The sequence below is a fragment of the Burkholderia plantarii genome, assembly GCF_001411805.1.
Taxonomy (GTDB): domain Bacteria; phylum Pseudomonadota; class Gammaproteobacteria; order Burkholderiales; family Burkholderiaceae; genus Burkholderia; species Burkholderia plantarii.
Genome location: NZ_CP007212.1, coordinates 1,392,001 through 1,408,660, shown reverse-complemented (window position 1 = coordinate 1,408,660; position 16,660 = coordinate 1,392,001). Strand labels below are relative to the sequence as shown.

The 16,660-nt window shown below is 66.5% G+C and carries 13 protein-coding genes; 1 reads left to right on the top strand and 12 read right to left on the bottom strand.

Annotated elements, in window-relative coordinates; translation table 11 throughout:
* Nucleotides 1–16: 16 nt before the first annotated feature.
* The 3 genes from folP to bpln_RS06080 form a co-directional block, all read right to left on the bottom strand.
* Complete coding sequence (folP, locus tag bpln_RS06090; protein WP_420807359.1) at nt 17–823, bottom strand: dihydropteroate synthase; 807 nt, start codon at nt 821–823, stop codon at nt 17–19.
* Between the two features lie 169 nt (nt 824–992).
* Complete coding sequence (gene ftsH / locus bpln_RS06085) at nt 993–2,882, bottom strand: ATP-dependent zinc metalloprotease FtsH (protein WP_042624429.1); 1,890 nt, start codon at nt 2,880–2,882, stop codon at nt 993–995.
* 169 nt (nt 2,883–3,051) lie between these two features.
* On the bottom strand, nt 3,052–3,714 hold the full coding sequence (locus bpln_RS06080; protein WP_012735198.1) for an RlmE family RNA methyltransferase: 663 nt from the start codon (nt 3,712–3,714) through the stop codon (nt 3,052–3,054).
* Between the two features lie 217 nt (nt 3,715–3,931).
* On the opposite strand from bpln_RS06080, the gene bpln_RS06075 reads away from it, so the two are divergent.
* Nucleotides 3,932–4,480: a YhbY family RNA-binding protein gene (locus bpln_RS06075; RefSeq protein ID WP_055138323.1), complete on the top strand. Its 549-nt coding sequence runs from the start codon at nt 3,932–3,934 to the stop codon at nt 4,478–4,480.
* A gap of 56 nt (nt 4,481–4,536) precedes the next feature.
* On the opposite strand, the gene bpln_RS06070 is transcribed toward bpln_RS06075, so the two are convergent.
* The 9 genes from bpln_RS06070 to bpln_RS06030 all read right to left on the bottom strand — a co-directional run bounded on the left by bpln_RS06070 (nt 4,537) and on the right by bpln_RS06030 (nt 16,419).
* Nucleotides 4,537–5,019: a DUF4149 domain-containing protein gene (locus bpln_RS06070; RefSeq protein WP_042626481.1), complete on the bottom strand. Its 483-nt coding sequence runs from the start codon at nt 5,017–5,019 to the stop codon at nt 4,537–4,539.
* Between the two features lie 17 nt (nt 5,020–5,036).
* Nucleotides 5,037–5,513, bottom strand: a complete 477-nt coding sequence (gene greA, locus bpln_RS06065; RefSeq protein WP_042624427.1) for a transcription elongation factor GreA — start codon at nt 5,511–5,513, stop codon at nt 5,037–5,039.
* A gap of 118 nt (nt 5,514–5,631) precedes the next feature.
* On the bottom strand, nt 5,632–8,886 hold the full coding sequence (gene carB, locus bpln_RS06060) for a carbamoyl-phosphate synthase large subunit (RefSeq protein WP_042624426.1): 3,255 nt from the start codon (nt 8,884–8,886) through the stop codon (nt 5,632–5,634).
* Between the two features lie 25 nt (nt 8,887–8,911).
* On the bottom strand, nt 8,912–9,925 hold the full coding sequence (locus bpln_RS06055) for a 5-bromo-4-chloroindolyl phosphate hydrolysis family protein (RefSeq protein WP_055138322.1): 1,014 nt from the start codon (nt 9,923–9,925) through the stop codon (nt 8,912–8,914).
* A gap of 80 nt (nt 9,926–10,005) precedes the next feature.
* Complete coding sequence (locus bpln_RS06050) at nt 10,006–11,121, bottom strand: toxic anion resistance protein (RefSeq protein WP_052498270.1); 1,116 nt, start codon at nt 11,119–11,121, stop codon at nt 10,006–10,008.
* Nucleotides 11,122–11,224: 103 nt separating this feature from the next.
* Nucleotides 11,225–11,875, bottom strand: coding sequence for a leucine efflux protein LeuE (gene leuE / locus bpln_RS06045; protein ID WP_055138321.1), 651 nt, complete (start codon nt 11,873–11,875; stop codon nt 11,225–11,227).
* Nucleotides 11,876–11,897: 22 nt separating this feature from the next.
* Nucleotides 11,898–13,040 (bottom strand): glutamine-hydrolyzing carbamoyl-phosphate synthase small subunit, encoded by a 1,143-nt coding sequence (carA, locus tag bpln_RS06040; protein ID WP_042624423.1) that lies wholly within the window; start codon nt 13,038–13,040, stop codon nt 11,898–11,900.
* A gap of 401 nt (nt 13,041–13,441) precedes the next feature.
* A complete protein-coding gene (locus bpln_RS06035; protein ID WP_042624422.1) occupies nt 13,442–14,671 on the bottom strand; it encodes an MFS transporter in 1,230 nt (409 codons plus the stop codon).
* A gap of 146 nt (nt 14,672–14,817) precedes the next feature.
* Nucleotides 14,818–16,419, bottom strand: a complete 1,602-nt coding sequence (locus bpln_RS06030) for a transglycosylase SLT domain-containing protein (RefSeq protein ID WP_080937268.1) — start codon at nt 16,417–16,419, stop codon at nt 14,818–14,820.
* Nucleotides 16,420–16,660 lie beyond the last annotated feature (241 nt).

Here is a 16,660-nt window from a genome sequence, read left to right as displayed (position 1 = left end):
GTCTGTCCGTCCGTTGCTATGCGTGTTGCGCCGCGGCCCGCACGGCGCCCCAGATCTTCAGCGCGTCGACCGTCGGCGCCACGTCGTGGACGCGAATGATGGCCGCGCCGCGTTCGGCCGCGCAGACCGCCGCCGCCACGCTCGCGGCGACGCGTTCGGCCGCCGGCCGGTCGATCAGCGCGCCGAGCATCGACTTGCGCGACATGCCGGCGAGAATCGGGTAGCGCGCGCCGTCCGGGCGCGCCGGCGCGGTGTCGTGCAGCCTCGCGAGCAGCGCGTAGTTGTGTTCGACCGTGGCCTTGCCGAAACCGAAACCGGGATCGACGCTGATCCGCTGCGGCGCGATGCCGGCCGACACGAGCGCGGCCGCGCGGTCCGCGAGAAAGTCGCGCACCTCGGCCACCACGTCACGGTAAGCGGGCTCACCAAGCTGCATCGTCTGCGGCTCGCCGAGCATGTGCATCGCGCAAAGCCCGCAGTTCGCGCCGCTCACCGCTTCGATCGCGCCGGGCTGGCGAAAGCCCCGGATGTCGTTGATCAGGTCGGCGCCGGCCGCGAGCGTGGCGCGCATCACGTCGGGCTTGTAGGTGTCGATCGACAGCGGCACGTTCATCGCCTGCAGCGCCTCGACGATCGGAACCACGCGCGCGAGTTCCTCGTCGAGCGGCACGGGCGGCGCGCCGGGCCGCGTCGACTCGCCGCCGATGTCGATCAGGTCGGCGCCGTCGGCGAGCATGCGCTCGGCCTGACGCAGCGCGGCGTCGCGGGCCACGTAGCGGCCACCGTCGGAAAACGAGTCGGGAGTGACGTTGAGGATGCCCATCACGAGCGGGCGCTCGAACGTCAGCGTGAAGCGGCCGCATTGCAGCGGCGCGGGAATACAATGATCGGGGAAAATCGACACGTCAGCGAAAATCTGGGGCAAGCCGGAAACAAAACGGGCTGGTGTGATTCACACCAGCCCGTCAACTCGATCTCGTTACAAGACTACATCAAGCCGGCGCCGTCGCGTTGCCCGGCTTGACCTCGGCGCCTGCACCGCCCGACGGATCGCTCGCCGGCGGCACGTTGCCGCTGCTCTTCGGCGAACGCGGCGGCCGGCCGGCCATGATGTCGTTGATCTGGTCGGCGTCGATCGTTTCCCACTCCATCAGCGCGGCGGTCATCGCCTCGACCTTGTCGCGGTTCTCGTCGAGCAGGCGGCGAGCGAGGCGGTATTGATCGTCGATCACGCGGCGGATTTCCGCATCGACCTTCTGCTGCGTCGCTTCCGAGATCGCGCGCGTGAAGCCCTTGCCAAACGGGCCGCCGTCGTTCTCGTCGTCGGCGTAGACCATCGGCCCGAGCGCGTCGGTCATGCCAAAGCGCGTCACCATCGCGCGCGCCGTCTGCGTCGCCTTGTTGAAGTCGTCCGAGGCGCCGGTGCTCACCAGGTTCATGAACAGTTCCTCGGCCACGCGGCCACCGAACAGGATCGCGAGGCGATCGAGCAGGTAGTCCTTCGAGTACGTCTCGTTGTCATGCTCCGGCAGCTGCCAGGTCACGCCGAGCGCGCGACCGCGCGGGATGATCGTGACCTTGTGGACCGGATCGGCCTTCGGCAGCAGCTTCGCAATCACGGCGTGGCCGGCTTCGTGGTACGCCGTGGCGCGCTTCGCCTCTTCGCGGATCACGGCCGACTTGCGCTCCGGACCCATGAAGATCTTGTCCTTGGCGTCCTCGAAATCCTGCATCTCGACGATGCGCTTGCCACGGCGTGCCGCGAACAGCGCCGCCTCGTTGACGAGGTTCGCGAGATCGGCGCCCGAGAAGCCCGGCGTACCGCGGGCGAGCACCGCCGCGTCGACGTCGTTCGAGATCGGCACCTTGCGCAGGTGGACGCGCATGATCTGCTCGCGGCCACGGATGTCGGGCAGGCCGACGTAGACCTGGCGGTCGAAACGGCCCGGACGCAGCAGCGCCTTGTCGAGCACGTCGGAACGGTTCGTCGCGGCGATCACGATCACACCCGAGTTCGCCTCGAAGCCGTCCATCTCGACGAGCATCTGGTTCAGCGTCTGCTCGCGCTCGTCGTTGCCGCCGCCCATGCCGGCGCCGCGATGGCGGCCGACCGCGTCGATTTCGTCGATGAACACGATGCAGGGCGCATGCTTCTTGGCCTGTTCGAACATGTCGCGCACGCGGGCCGCGCCCACGCCGACGAACATTTCGACGAAGTCCGAACCCGAAATGCTGAAGAACGGCACCTTCGCCTCGCCGGCGATCGCGCGGGCGAGCAGCGTCTTGCCGGTCCCCGGCGGGCCGACCAGCAGCACACCGCGCGGAATGCGCCCGCCGAGCTTCTGGAATTTCTGGGGATCACGCAGGAAATCGACGAGTTCGGAGACTTCTTCCTTGGCTTCGTCGCAGCCGGCGACGTCCGCGAAGTTCACCGCGTTGTTGTTCTCGTCGATGAGCCGCGCGCGCGATTTCCCGAACGAGAACGCGCCGCCTTTGCCGCCGCCCTGCATCTGTCTCATCATGTAGAACCAGAACACGATGATGAGCAGCGTCGGCCCGAGGTAGTACAGCGCGGAGACCAGCGCGTTCGGTTCGTCGTCGGCCTTGCCGCTCACCTGGACGCCGTACTTCATCAGGTCACCGACCATCCAGATGTCGCCGGGAGACACGATCTGGTATTTCTGGCCTTCGGCGGGAGTGACGGTGAGGTTACGCCCCTGCACGATGACGTTCTTGACCTTGCCGTTCTTCGCGTCGTCCATGAACTGCGAATACGACACACCTTCCTGGACGCGGGGCTTGTCGAACTGCTTGAACACTGTAAACAGCACCAGTGCGATCACGAGCCACACTGCCGCCTTCGAGAACATATTGTTGTTCAAAGCACCACTCCTTCACTCATAGACGAGCGCCTACATTCTACTTGCAGCGCTCCTGAGGCATTCTAATCCAGTCCGAAGCCCGTCGCCATAAGGTTCGCCAAACGCTGCGATAGTCAAACCCTACGGCCGGCAAGGCTCCGGCCGGTCTGCGGCGGCCGCCGCATCCGCTTCAGCGCGGATGCTTCAGGTGCCGGCCCAAAATAAACGTCTCCGACGACTTGTCGCGCGAGGCCTTCGGCTTGCGCGGGGCGACCGTACGGAACTGATGCTTGAACTTTTCGACAATCTGGCTGTAACCGCTGCCGTGAAAGCACTTTACTAAAAGGGCGCCATCCGGTTTCAGATGGTTTTGCGAGAATTCGAGCGCCAGATCGCAAACATGCTCGATCCGCGCCGCATCCGCCGACGCCACGCCCGACAGGTTGGGTGCCATGTCGGAAATTACAAGGTCGACCACGCGGCCATCGAGCAACGCTTCGAGCTGGTGCAGCACCGCGTCCTCGCGGAAGTCGCCCTGGATGAAGTGGACGTCGGCCACCGGCTCCATCGGCAGCATGTCGAGCGCAACGATCATGCCGTCGATCCCGCCCTCGCGCTGTGCGTCGCGATTCTTGCCCAGCGCGAGCTTGTTGCGTGCGTACTGGCTCCAGCTGCCAGGCGCCGCGCCGAGGTCGACGATCACCTGGCCCGGCCGGATCAGCTTGTCCTGCTCGTCGATTTCCTTCAGCTTGTACGCCGCGCGAGCGCGGTAGCCTTCCCGCTGCGCCATTTTGACGTAGGGGTCGTTGATATGGTCGTGCAGCCACGACTGGTTGAAGCGATTCTTTGCCATGCGGAAGGAAAAATTCAGCCAAAAGGCCACAAAACGGGCCGTGAAAACGGGCGATTCCTGCGCCGGTTGCGCAATGGCTTCGTCAGCCCGGGCTTTTGGCGGATAATACGCGTCTTATTCGCGCGGCGGACGCCTCGACAGCGTGCCAGCCGCGATTTTACGTGGTTTTCGCGCGCGCCCGTCCGGCGCGCGCCGTCCTAGAGATTCCAGAGTTCCGATGCCTGCCCTTTCGCTTTCCCCCGCCGAGCGCTCTGCACTGCGTTCGCAAGCCCATGCGCTGAAGCCCGTCGTGCTCATCGGCGCCGAAGGCCTGACCGACGCCGTGCTGGCCGAGATCAAGGTCCACCTGGCCGCCCACCAGCTGATCAAGATCCGCGTGTTCGGCGACGAGCGCGACGCCCGCATCGCGATCTACGAGGAAATCTGCGAGCGCCTCGGCGCGGCGCCGATCCAGCACATCGGCAAGCTGCTCGTGATCTGGCGCCCCGAGCAGGTCGAGCCGGCCCCGAAGCGTGGCGCGCGCGGCGTGCCGAGCGCGCGCGAGGCCGCGAAGCGCCTGCCCGCCGGCGAACCGGAAACCGCCAAGGGTCGCGCGCCGCGCGTGGTCAAGGTGGTCAAGCATTCGCCCGACGCGAGCCCGGTGCGCAAGCCGCGGGCCACCAAGGTCGTCGTGCGCGGCAACGAGCGCGTGACGGCGGGCGGCACCGTGAAGCGCGCGAAAAAGCGTCAGCAGAGCGCGAAGCGCCCGTTCCAGAACGACAAATAAGGGAACCCGGCCGGCTTCGGCGCCCGATGAGCGCCCGCCGGCTCCGCCGCGGGCGCTCAGACGCGCGCGGCGCGCACCTCGCCCGCCCCGGGCAGGATCCAGACGAGCCAGAGCCCGAACAGGCTTTCGATCAGATAGAACAGGCTCGACACGCCGTGCAGCATGCCGAAGCGGCCCGCGTAGGCGGAATGGCCGACGTCGGTACCCGCCTCCTGCGCGGCCACGCGCAGTGCGTTCATGAACGGCTCGATCGCGAAATATCCCACGATCACGCACGCCAGCATCACGGCCACGATTAAGCGAAGGCGGCGATATGCCGCATCGCCGTCGCGGACGCGCGCGTTCGCCGCGACCAGCATCAACACGCCACACACCACACCGATCCAGCCCTCGATCCGGAACAGGCGCGCCGCCACTTCACCCGCGGCGGCCCGATCGAGCGCCGTGAACAGCACCGGTGCGACCGCGTAACCGATCGTCAGCAGGCTGCCGACCCAGACGGTCGCGAGAAAACGGAACAACCGGAGGGAACTGCGCATCGGCGTCACTCCCGGCTTCAGACGTAGCTGACCGAGATGATCTCGTACTCGCGCACGCCGCTCGGCGCCTGGACGGCCGCGACGTCGCCTTCCGATTTGCCGATCAGCGCGCGCGCGATCGGCGAGCTGACTGAAATCAGACCGTGGTCGATATCGGCTTCGTCGTCGCCGACGATCTGGTATTTGACGGTGTCGCCCGAGGCGAGATCCTCGAGTTCGACGGTGGCCGCGAACACGACGCGGCCTTCGGCGTCGAGTGCGGACGGGTCGATGATCTGGGCCGCCGACAGCTTCGATTCGAGCTCGGCGATCCGCCCCTCGATGAAGCCCTGCTTTTCCTTGGCGGCGTCGTACTCGGCGTTTTCGGAAAGATCGCCCTGCGCACGCGCTTCGGCGATCGCATTGATCACGGCCGGACGCTCGATCGACTTCAGGCGCTGCAACTCTTCGCGCAGCTGTTCGGCGCCGCGCTTGGTCAATGGAATGGTGCTCATAAACGGCTCAATAACAAAAATGCGGCATAAAAAAAATCACCGCGATTAAGCGCATTTCCGGCGAACCGGAAACGCCGCTTAATCGCGGCCTGTGTTGCCCGGGACTGAACCCGACGGCTTAGTTTAGGCGACCGTGAAGACCTTGTAAATCATAGACTTCGAGGTCCTTCAGGTAGCGCAGGCCCTCGACCGCCGCGCGCGCGCCCGACATGGTCGTGTAGTACGTGACCTTCTGCGCCTGCGCACTCATGCGGATCGAACGCGAGTCGGCGATCGCCGTGCGCGTCTCGTCGACCGTCGTGAACACCAGCGCGATCTCGCCGTTCTTGATCATGTCGACGATGTGCGGGCGGCCGTCCTTGACCTTGTTGACGACCTTCACCGGCACGCCGGCCGCCTCGATCGCGGCGGCCGTGCCGCGCGTGGCGACGATCGGATAACCGAGCTCGTGCAGCATGCGCGCGACCTCGACCGCCTTCGGCTTGTCGGCGTCCATCACGGTCAGCAGCACCGTGCCCGACTCCGGCAGGCGCGAGCCGGCCGCGAGCTGCGACTTGAACAGCGCCTCGCCGAACGTGCGGCCCACGCCCATCACCTCGCCCGTCGAACGCATCTCCGGTCCGAGCACCGGATCGACGGTCGGGAACTTCACGAACGGGAACACCGCTTCCTTGACGCTGTAGTACGGCGGATCGATTTCCTTCGTCACGCCCTGCCCGGCCAGCTTCTGGCCGACCATCGCGCGCGCGGCGATCTTCGCCAGCGGCAGGCTGGTGGCCTTCGACACGTAGGGCACCGTGCGCGAGGCGCGCGGGTTCACTTCGAGCACGTAGATCACGTCCTGCTTCGAACCGTCGTCCTGCGGCACCTGCTGGATCGCGAACTGCACGTTCATCAGGCCGACCACGTTCAGCGCGCGCGCCATCGCGCCGGTCTGGCGCTTGAGCTCGGCGACGGTTTCCTTCGACAGCGAGTACGGCGGCAGCGAACAGGCCGAATCGCCCGAGTGGACGCCCGCCTGCTCGATGTGCTCCATCACGCCGCCGATGAACACGGCCTCGCCGTCGCAGATGCAGTCCACGTCGCATTCGATCGCGTCGTTGAGGAAGCGGTCGAGCAGCACCGGCGAGTCGTTCGACACCTTCACGGCCTCGCGCATGTAGCGTTCGAGGTCGCGCGGCTCGTGGACGATCTCCATCGCGCGTCCGCCCAGCACGTAGGACGGACGCACCACCAGCGGATAGCCGATCTCGTCGGCCAGCGCCAGCGCCTCGCTCTCGGCGCGCGCGGTGCGGTTCGGCGGCTGGCGCAGGCCCAGCTCCTGCAGCAGCTTCTGGAAGCGCTCGCGATCCTCCGCGGCGTCGATCATGTCCGGCGAGGTGCCGACGATCGGCACGCCCGCGGCTTCCAGGTCGAGCGCGAGCTTGAGCGGCGTCTGGCCGCCGTACTGCACGATCACGCCGACCGGCTTTTCCTTGTCGACCACTTCAAGCACGTCCTCGAGCGTGAGCGGCTCGAAGTAGAGGCGGTCGGACGTGTCGTAGTCGGTCGAGACCGTTTCCGGGTTGCAGTTGACCATGATGGTTTCATAGCCGTCCTCGCGCATCGCGAGCGCGGCATGCACGCAGCAGTAGTCGAACTCGATGCCCTGGCCGATCCGGTTCGGGCCGCCGCCCAGCACCATGATCTTCTTGTTGGTGGTCGGCTGCGCCTCGCACTCTTCCTCGTAGGTCGAGTACATGTAGGCGGTCTTGGTGGCGAACTCGGCCGCGCAGGTGTCCACGCGCTTGTAGACCGGGCGCACGTTCAGTTCCAGACGGCGCGCACGCACTTCGGCCGCGCTCGCGCCGACCAGCTTCGCCAGACGCCGGTCCGAGAAGCCGCTCTGCTTCAGGAAGTAGAGCTCGTCCTTCGACAGGCTCGCCAGCGTGCGGCCGCCGAGCGCCTTCTCCTTCAGGATGATCTGCTCGATCTGCGCGAGGAACCACGGGTCGATCGAGGTTTCCTCGAAGATCTGTTCGGCGCTCAGGCCGACGCGGAACGCGTCGCCGACGTACCAGATTCGGTCCGGGCCCGGTTCGCCGATCTCGCGGACGATCTCGTCGCGGTCGGTGGTCTTCTCGTCGAGGCCGTCCACGCCGACTTCGAGGCCGCGCAGCGCCTTCTGGAACGACTCCTGGAAGGTACGGCCGATCGCCATCACCTCGCCGACCGACTTCATCTGCGTGGTCAGGCGCGAATCGGCCTCGCGGAATTTCTCGAACGCGAAGCGCGGGATCTTCGTGACGACGTAGTCGATGGTCGGCTCGAACGAGGCCGGCGTCTGGCCGCCCGTGATCTCGTTCTTCAGTTCGTCGAGCGTGTAGCCGACGGCCAGCTTCGCCGCGACCTTCGCGATCGGGAAGCCGGTGGCCTTCGAGGCCAGCGCCGACGAACGCGACACGCGCGGGTTCATCTCGATCACGACCATCCGGCCGTCCTTCGGGTTGATCGAGAACTGCACGTTCGAGCCGCCGGTGTCGACGCCGATCTCGCGCAGCACCGCGAGCGACGCGTTACGCAGGATCTGGTATTCCTTGTCGGTCAGCGTCTGGGCCGGCGCGACCGTGATCGAGTCGCCGGTGTGGACGCCCATCGGGTCGAGGTTCTCGATCGAGCAGACGATGATGCAGTTGTCCGCGCGGTCGCGAACCACTTCCATCTCGTACTCCTTCCAGCCGAGCAGCGATTCCTCGATCAGCAGCTCGCGGGTGGGCGAGAGATCGAGACCGCGCTTGCAGATTTCCTCGAACTCCTCGCGGTTGTAGGCGATGCCGCCGCCCGAACCGCCCAGCGTGAACGACGGGCGGATCACCGTCGGGTAGCCGCTGCCGCCCGTGGCCGCCGCGATCTCGGCCTGCACCTTGAGCGCCTCTTCCATCGAGTGCGCGATGCCGGACTTGGCCGAGCCGAGACCGATCTTGGTCATCGCTTCCTTGAACTTCTGGCGGTCCTCGGCCTTGTCGATCGCCTCGGGCGAAGCGCCGATCAGCTCGACCTGATACTTCTCCAGCACGCCATGGTGGTGCAGGTCGAGCGCGCAGTTCAGCGCGGTCTGGCCGCCCATCGTCGGCAGGATCGCGTCCGGGCGCTCCTTGGCGATGATGCGCTCGACGACTTCCCAGGTGATCGGCTCGATGTAGGTGACGTCGGCCGTGTTCGGATCGGTCATGATCGTCGCCGGATTGCTGTTGACGAGGATGACCTTGTAACCCTCCTCACGCAGCGCCTTGCATGCCTGCGCGCCCGAGTAGTCGAACTCGCACGCCTGGCCGATGATGATCGGGCCGGCGCCGATGATGAGGATGCTGTTGATGTCTGTGCGTTTTGGCATGGCTCTGTCAATCAATAAATAAACGTTAATGCTGCATGTCGCGTACCGGCTCGCCGGCCGCCGACTTGACAGCGACAGGCGTGTACGCCTGCCGCTGCTCTGCCTGCTGCAAATCTTCCTGCAAGAGCTGGAGCGTCACCTCGAGTCCCGCCAGGTCACTCTCCACCGTCTGGTTATGCACCTTCTCGAATTGCGTGAACAATCCCTGAAGGCTCGTTTCGATCTCGAGCATGCGCGGCGCCCGGGTCGGATCCGATTCGGTCAATTTACCGAGCGTGACGAAGTACCCGCCGAGCTTGATCGCGTTCGGCAGTTGCGACGCGAGAAAGTGGTTCAGCGAGCTGTACTTGTCCGGCTCGTTACCCGCCATCTCGTAAATGCGCTCGCTGACCTCGATCAGCCTGCTCCATTCGTCCTCCACCATCGTGCCGGCGAGCCGCGGCAGCATCGCGCGCATCTCGGACAGGTAGCCGTCGAAGAGGCTCGACGCGAGTGCCGGCTTGCCCGCCGGCGCGGCTGCCCGCTTCGACGCGGGCTGTCGCGACGGCTGCGGCCCGGCCGCCGACACCCACGTGGCCACGATGGCATTGCCGATCCAGTCCTGCAGCACCGGAAAGCCGTGGTAATACTTGTACAACAGCCACTCGATCCGGACTGGATCGGGGCGCGCCAACGCGCGCCGCATCCACCAGGCCAGCAGCGCGCCCGGCAATACGATCCATCCCACGTTCAGCCGCACCGTCGGCAGAAAATACGCAAACGCAGTCAACACCCCGACCGAAACGTGCAGGCGCGGCAACAGGTACAACTGGCGCAACGCCAATCCCGTCACCGCCAGCACCAGAAAGAGCGAGATCCCCATTCCGGCCGTCACGAGCAGGATGACCCACGGACCGAAGTCCGCGAATCGCGCGTGGCTGTCAAACTCCTGCAACCTGCCGACCAGGCCCGTGTGAGCGAGCAGCGACGCCACGCCCATCCCGAGCGCCGTTCCTCCGAACGCAGCGGCATATCCCGCGCAGCACTGCCACAGGCTCATCCACGACGCTCGCGCGAACAGCCTGAGGCCGCCTTTCGGCCGTGCCTCGGGCAATCGCAGGCGGCCGCCCCGGCGCGCCATCAGCCGGCCTCCGCCTGGCGCGCGAGCGACGTCCGCAGATCGGTCTCGAGCTTCTTCAGCTCGACCTCGACCGCCGCGCGATTCTTGCGGCCCTCCGCCTGGATCTCCATCACGTCGCCGACCGTGCGCAACAACAGCTCGTTCGCCTGGCGCACCGACTCGATGTCGATCACGCTGCGCTGGCTGGCCTGCTCGATCGAGGTCGCGCTCTGGTGCAACTGCTCGGCATTCTTGCGCAGCAGTTCGTTGGTCATGTCGACCACGGCCTGCTGCGTCTCGTACGCCTGCTTCTGCCGCTCGAGCGCGAGTGCGGTGACGAACTGCGACTTCCACGCGGGGATCGCCGTATTGATCGCCGTGTGGATCTTGTCCATCAGCAGCGCATCGCCGTTCTGCACGATGCGGATCTGCGGCAGGCGCTGCAGCCCCACCATCCGCGCGAGCTTCAGGTCATGCACCTTGCGCTCGAGCCGATCGATGTTGCGCACCAGATCCTGAATCCGCTCCTGCTGCAGCGCGAGCTGGTCCTCCGACAGGCCGGCCAGCGCCGCCTGCAACTCCGGCAGCCGGCTTTGCCGGAAATCGGCGACGTACTGCTCGCCCGCCGCGATGTAGGTGTCCAGATTCTTCACGTACTGGACGCCGTTCGCATGCATGTCGTCCAGCATCGCGATGTCGCGGCGCATCGCCTCGCGCCACATCTCGAGCTTCAGCGCCACTTCGTTGATCTGGCCGGCCACGTCCTCGTAGCGGCGCACGAAACGTTCGACCGCCCGTTGCGCCGTGCCCAGCATCCGCGCGACGAAACCCTGCTTCTGCAGCGATTCCGGATCGAGCGAGCGAATCTGCTCCTGGAGATTCGACAGCAGCGCCCCCGCCTCGCCGATGTCCTTGCCCTTCACGTCGGCCAGAATCCGATCCGAATACGCACCGAGCTCGCGCATCGCATCGTCGCCGAACGACAGCACGGCAGTGGACGACTCGATGTCGATCGACGTCCGGATGCGTGCCACCGCACCGTCCGCCTCGCCCTGCGGCGCGACCTCCGGCGCCGGATGCGAAACGACGGCCGCCGACGCGGCAGTCAGATCAATCGACGCGGCGCTGTCATTCACTGGCTGGGTTCCTAACGGTTCAGTCAAAATGCTTCCCTCGTATGTCTGGTCGACTCTTGTTATGGGCTCGCCGACGAGCCTCGCACGCCGGATGCCGTCACGCTCAACTCATGGTCGCGAGCGCCAGCTTCACCGAGAAACCGATGAACAGGCCGCCCACGCCGCCCGCCGCGCCCGCCGCGAGCCTGCGGCGGCGGCGAAACTGTTCGGCGAGACGCGCGCCAGCCAAGATCAGCGTGCTCAGGTACAGGAAGCTCGCGCACTGAGAAATCGTGCCCAGCACGACGAACGACACCGCCGGATAACGATAGGTCGGATCGACGAACTGGATGAAGAACGAAATGAAGAACAGGATCGCCTTCGGGTTCAGCAGGCTGACGACGAGCGCCTTGCGAAACGGCCGCTCGCCGTCGGCGCGCGGCGCTGCCGCCGCCGCCCCGCCGCGCAGCCCGCGCGAGCCGCGGCGCAGCAGCGTGAGCCCGAGGTAGAGCAGATAGGCGGCGCCGCCATACTTGACGACGGCAAACAGCAGCGGGTTCGCCTTCAGCAGCGAGGCGACACCGGCCGCCGACAGCAGCATCAGCACCGCGTCGCCGACGAACACGCCGCAGGCCGCGCGATAGCCGGCCTTGACCCCGCGCTGCGCCGCGAGCGACAGCACGTACATCGAATTCGGACCGGGCAGCAGGACGATGAACACCGCGCCGACGACGTAGGTCCAGAAGTCCGTGATTCCGAGTGCATGGCCGAACATGAGGTGCCGTCTCCCGTCAGCCTCAGGCGCGTGCCTTGGCCGTGTCCATCAGCGCGGTGAAGCGGTCGAACAGGTAGCCGATGTCGTGCGGGCCGGGCGAGGCTTCCGGGTGGCCCTGGAAGCAGAACGCCGGCTTGTCGGTCAGCTCGAAGCCCTGCAGCGTGCCGTCGAACAACGAGACGTGGGTCGCGCGCGCGTTGGCCGGCAGCGAATCGGCGTCGACCGCGAAACCGTGGTTCTGCGAGGTGATCACGACGCGGCCGTCGGCCAGGTCCTTGACCGGATGGTTCGCGCCGTGGTGGCCGGTCTTCATCTTCAGCGTCTTCGCACCGACCGCGAGGCCCATGATCTGGTGGCCGAGGCAGATGCCGAAGGTCGGCACGCCGCGTTCGATGAATTCGCGCGTCGCGGCGATCGCGTAGTCGCACGGCTCCGGGTCGCCGGGGCCGTTCGACAGGAAGATGCCGTCCGGATTCAGCGCCAGCGCGTCGGCCGCGCTGGCCTGGGCCGGCAGCACCGTGACGTCGCAGCCGCGCTCGGCCAGCATGCGCAGGATGTTGTACTTGACGCCGAAATCGTAGGCGACGACCTTGTAGCGCGGCGCGGTCTGCTCGCCGTAGCCGCCCTCGAGGCGCCATTCGGTCTGCTTCCAGGCGAACGGCTTGTCGGTCGAGACGACCTTCGCGAGATCCATGCCGGCGAGGCCCGGGAACGAGCGCGCGAGTTCGATCGCCTTCGCCTCGTCGTCGGAACCGGTCAGGATGCAGCCGTTCTGGGCGCCCTTGTCGCGCAGCACGCGGGTCAGCTTGCGGGTGTCGATGCCAGCGATCGCGACCACGCCTTCGTCGCGCAGGTAGTCGCCGAGCGTGCGGTCCATGCGGAAGTTCGAGGCCAGCACCGGCAGGTCGCGGATGATCAGGCCGGCCGCGTGGACCTTGGTCGCTTCGACGTCTTCGCGGTTCACGCCGACGTTACCGATGTGCGGATAGGTGAGCGTCACGATCTGTCGTGCATAGCTCGGGTCGGTGAGGATTTCCTGATAGCCGGTAATCGCGGTGTTGAACACGACTTCGCCGATCGTATGGCCGGTCGCGCCGATCGAATAACCGCGAAAGACCGTGCCGTCGGCAAGTGCGAGCAAGGCGGGAGAAAAAGACGGCAACACGGGAGGCTCCTTGGGGGACACCCTTGCTGCCGACCTGTCGACCTGTCGCGGCCGGTTCGCCCCATCAAGGGGCGTTCGCCGGCGCTCGCCCGGCTGGCCCGGAGGAGGCGCACGATGCGCGCGCGGGCTGGCCGCGGGCTGCATTCGACGCGTCACGTGCCGGGAGGCAGGCGGCGGAAGACGGGGAATTGGAGGTAGGCGCTAGGGTGCGGGGTTGAATTGCGCAAACCTTCAAATTATAGCGCGAAACCGGACCTATCTCAAAGCCTGCCGTGCCATCTCCCTATGACAGAGATGGGTCCGGAAACAATCGCGATATCGAAAACGCCACGCGAAACGGCCGGGGCGGCCGATATTCAGGGGCAAATCCCCTGCCCTCGCGCCGGAGCGCGCGCGGCGCGTCAACCCGGGTGGCGTTCGGCACCGATCGTCGCGCGCCCCGGCAGCACGTACCAGATCGCGCCCGCAACCTGCAGCACGACCAGTATCGTCCAGGCGGTCAGGTGTGCGGCGCGTGGATAATGGCCGCCCTGCGTCGGCCATTGCGACAGCACCGCGCCGACGCCGACCTGGAAGCCGAAGATCAGCACGAAGATCACCAGCGTGATGGTGGTGTTGGCGCGGCCGATCAGGTGCGACGGGAAATGCTCGGCGAGGATCGCGTAGCTGAGGATGCCGATCCCGCCGAACGCGCCGTAGCAGGCCCACAGCACGGCGGCCGGCAGCGGCGCGCGCAGCATGATCGCCAGTTGCGTGGCGACGAAGCAGCCCATGCCGATTCCGCAGAACGCATAGACCGACAGGCCACGCCGTTCGAACAGCCGTGCCAGCGCGCCGGTGGCGAAGCTGCCCGCCATCATCGCGAGCCCGATCACCGAGACCAGCGCGGCCGCCTGATGCGGCGCGAAGCCCATCACGTCGCGCAGGTAGGGGCCGACCCACAGCGACTGCATCGCGAAGAACACGCCCTGCGTGACCACCGAGAACGAAGCGATCTTCCAGAACGCGGCGCTCTGCAGGATGTGCCAGGTGCCCTTGAACTGGCTGACGAGGCTGGCCTGGCGGTGCGTGCGCGCGGCATCGGGCGCGCCGCTCCAGAGCAGCGCGGCGACCAGGATGGTGAACACGCAGAGCCCGGCGCAGACCATCCGCCAGCTGACCATGCCGAGCGTCCAGGCGAGCGGCGAGCCGACCGCAACGCCGCCCATGCCGCCGACCGCCATCACGCAGCCGTTCACGAGCGGCAGCCGCGCGACAGGGAAGAACTCGGCGATCGCCTTGAACGCGGCGCCGAGGCACACCGATACGCCGATCCCGATCAGCAGGCGGCCGACCATCATCGCGCCGATGCCGTGCGCGAAACCGAACACGGCGATGCCGGTCGCCGCGAACAGCAGCATCGCGGCCGTCACGCGCCGCGGGCCGTAGTGGTCGAGCAGCACGCCTGCCGGAATCTGCGCGCCGGCGAAGCCGAGAAAATAGAGGCTCGTCAGCAGCCCCAGGTCCGCGGCGGACAGCCCGAGGTCGTGCGTGATCAGCGGCGCGAAGCCGAGATTGACGCCGCGAAACACGTACGACACGAAATAGCCCATCGAAAACAGCGCGAACACGCGCCACTGCACGGAAGACATGCGTCCCCTCCGAATCCGCCGCCTGCGTTGCGAGCGGCCTGCCCAAATGAAAACGCCGTCACCTCGGTGACGGCGTGCGCGCGAATCATAAGCGACGCGCGGCGCATCGGGCACAAAGCCCCCACGCGCGCGGCGACCGAATCGCGTTACTTCTTCTTCGTGTTGTGCGACGCAGTCTTGGCGGCCGGCTTCGCGCTCCTGGCGGCCGGCTTCGCGGCCAGTTTCGCGGCCGGTTTGGCCGCCGCCTTCGAAGGCGCCGCGCGGCGCCCGTGCGCCGCGACCTTGCCGCCCGTGTGCAGGCTCGCGCGTTCGATGCGCGCGCCGCCGACCGAGGTGGCGATCCGCTCGGGACCGGGCTCGGCCGGCACGGCACGGCCCACCGGCACGTGCAGCACGATGGTCTGGCCCGGCATCACCAGGTCGCGACGGGTGCGGTTCCAGCCCTTCAGCTGGCCGACCGACACGCCATAGCGGCTCGCCAGCGAGGCCATCGACTGCTTGCGGCGCACGCGGATCAACATCTTGCGCGTGTCGGGCACGTCGGGTTCCATCGCGAGCATGGCGTTTTCGGCCACGTCGGCGCTGATGTCCTCGTCGTCGTCGTCGCCGCGCGGCACGACAATCGTCGAGCCCGGCTTCAGCCGCATCCCGGCCGGAATCTTGTTCACCTGCATCAGCGTGTCGGCGTCCACCCCGATCTTCTCGGCGATCGCCGCCGGCCGCGCGCGCTCGGTGACCGTGTAGGTGGTCCAGCTGGACAGCTGGCCGTCATACGACTTCAGGCCCTTCTCGAACTGCGAGGCGTTGTCGAACGGCAGCAGGATCTGCGGCTGGGTCGCGCCGAGGATCACCGGCTTCGAGAACGACGGGTTCAGCGCCTTGAACTCCTCGAGCGAGAGGCCGGCGAGCTGCGCCGCCATCTTCACGTCGATGTCGTGCGAGGTCGTGACCGTCACGAAATACGGGTGGTTCGGAATCTCGGGCAGCGTCAGGCCGTACTGCTGCGGATTGGCGATGATGTTCTTCACCGCCTGCAGCTTCGGCACGTAGTTGCGCGTCTCGTTCGGCATGCGCAGGCTTTGATAGTCGGTCGGCAGGCCGGCCGCCTGGTTGCGCGCGATCGCGCGCTGCACGTTGCCTTCACCCCAGTTGTAGGCGGCCAGCGCCAGGTACCAGTCGCCGAACATGTCATGCAGGCGCGACAGGTAGTCGAGCGCGGCGCTGGTCGAGGCCAGCACGTCGCGGCGCTCGTCCTGCCACATGTTCTGCTTCAGGTTGTAGGTGCGGCCCGTGCCGGGAATGAACTGCCACATGCCGGCGGCCTTCGCGACCGACAGCGCCTGCGGGTTGTAGGCCGATTCGATGAACGGCAGCAGCGCGAGCTCGGTCGGCATGTTGCGCGCCTCGAGCTCCTCGACGATGTGATAGAGATACTTCTGCGAGCGCTCCGTCATGCGCTGCACGTAGTCGGGACGCTCGGTGTACCAGGTCGTCTGCATGTCGACCTGGTCGCTCTGCAGATCGGGGATCTGGAAGCCGCGGCGGATGCGCGCCCAGAGATCGGAATCCTTGGTGGTCAGATCGCCGACCGACTGCTTGTCGACGTCGACGGTGTCTTTGGAGGTCGCGGTCTTGCGAAGGAAATCGGCAGCGGCTTGCGGGTCGGAAGCGGCGGATGGGGCGGTCGGTCCGGGGCTCGCGCACGCGGCGAGCAGCAAAACCAATAGCGCACTGATCAGGAATCGCATGTAAATCTCGGCTTCCAACGGCTGGAAATTGCAGGCGATAGTAAGGGAGGCGCGTGCATCGCGTCAATAAAAAGCCCAAAAATGCCGATAAATCCGGTATTTGGGGCCGATTCTCCAGATTCCGGATGAGCATCGGACTACTCTGGATAGGGGCTTTCCCGCGACTCGGGAAAGCCCCGGTGCCGCCCCGTCGCGACGTGGCCGGTCAGCCTGTCACCGGAATCAGGGCAAAAGGCAAGGG

What these genes read in the sequence shown, in the direction of transcription:
- folP (WP_420807359.1), bottom strand. Translation starts at nt 823, where the DNA reads ATGGGCATCCTCAACGTCACTCCCGACTCGTTTTCCGACGGTGGCCGC.
- bpln_RS06080 (WP_012735198.1), bottom strand. Translation starts at nt 3,714, where the DNA reads ATGGCAAAGAATCGCTTCAACCAGTCGTGGCTGCACGACCATATCAAC.
- bpln_RS06075 (WP_055138323.1), top strand. Translation starts at nt 3,932, where the DNA reads ATGCCTGCCCTTTCGCTTTCCCCCGCCGAGCGCTCTGCACTGCGTTCG.
- bpln_RS06070 (WP_042626481.1), bottom strand. Translation starts at nt 5,019, where the DNA reads ATGCGCAGTTCCCTCCGGTTGTTCCGTTTTCTCGCGACCGTCTGGGTC.
- greA (WP_042624427.1), bottom strand. Translation starts at nt 5,513, where the DNA reads ATGAGCACCATTCCATTGACCAAGCGCGGCGCCGAACAGCTGCGCGAA.
- carB (WP_042624426.1), bottom strand. Translation starts at nt 8,886, where the DNA reads ATGCCAAAACGCACAGACATCAACAGCATCCTCATCATCGGCGCCGGC.
- bpln_RS06055 (WP_055138322.1), bottom strand. Translation starts at nt 9,925, where the DNA reads ATGAGCCTGTGGCAGTGCTGCGCGGGATATGCCGCTGCGTTCGGAGGA.
- leuE (WP_055138321.1), bottom strand. Translation starts at nt 11,875, where the DNA reads ATGTTCGGCCATGCACTCGGAATCACGGACTTCTGGACCTACGTCGTC.
- bpln_RS06035 (WP_042624422.1), bottom strand. Translation starts at nt 14,671, where the DNA reads ATGTCTTCCGTGCAGTGGCGCGTGTTCGCGCTGTTTTCGATGGGCTAT.
- bpln_RS06030 (WP_080937268.1), bottom strand. Translation starts at nt 16,419, where the DNA reads ATGCGATTCCTGATCAGTGCGCTATTGGTTTTGCTGCTCGCCGCGTGC.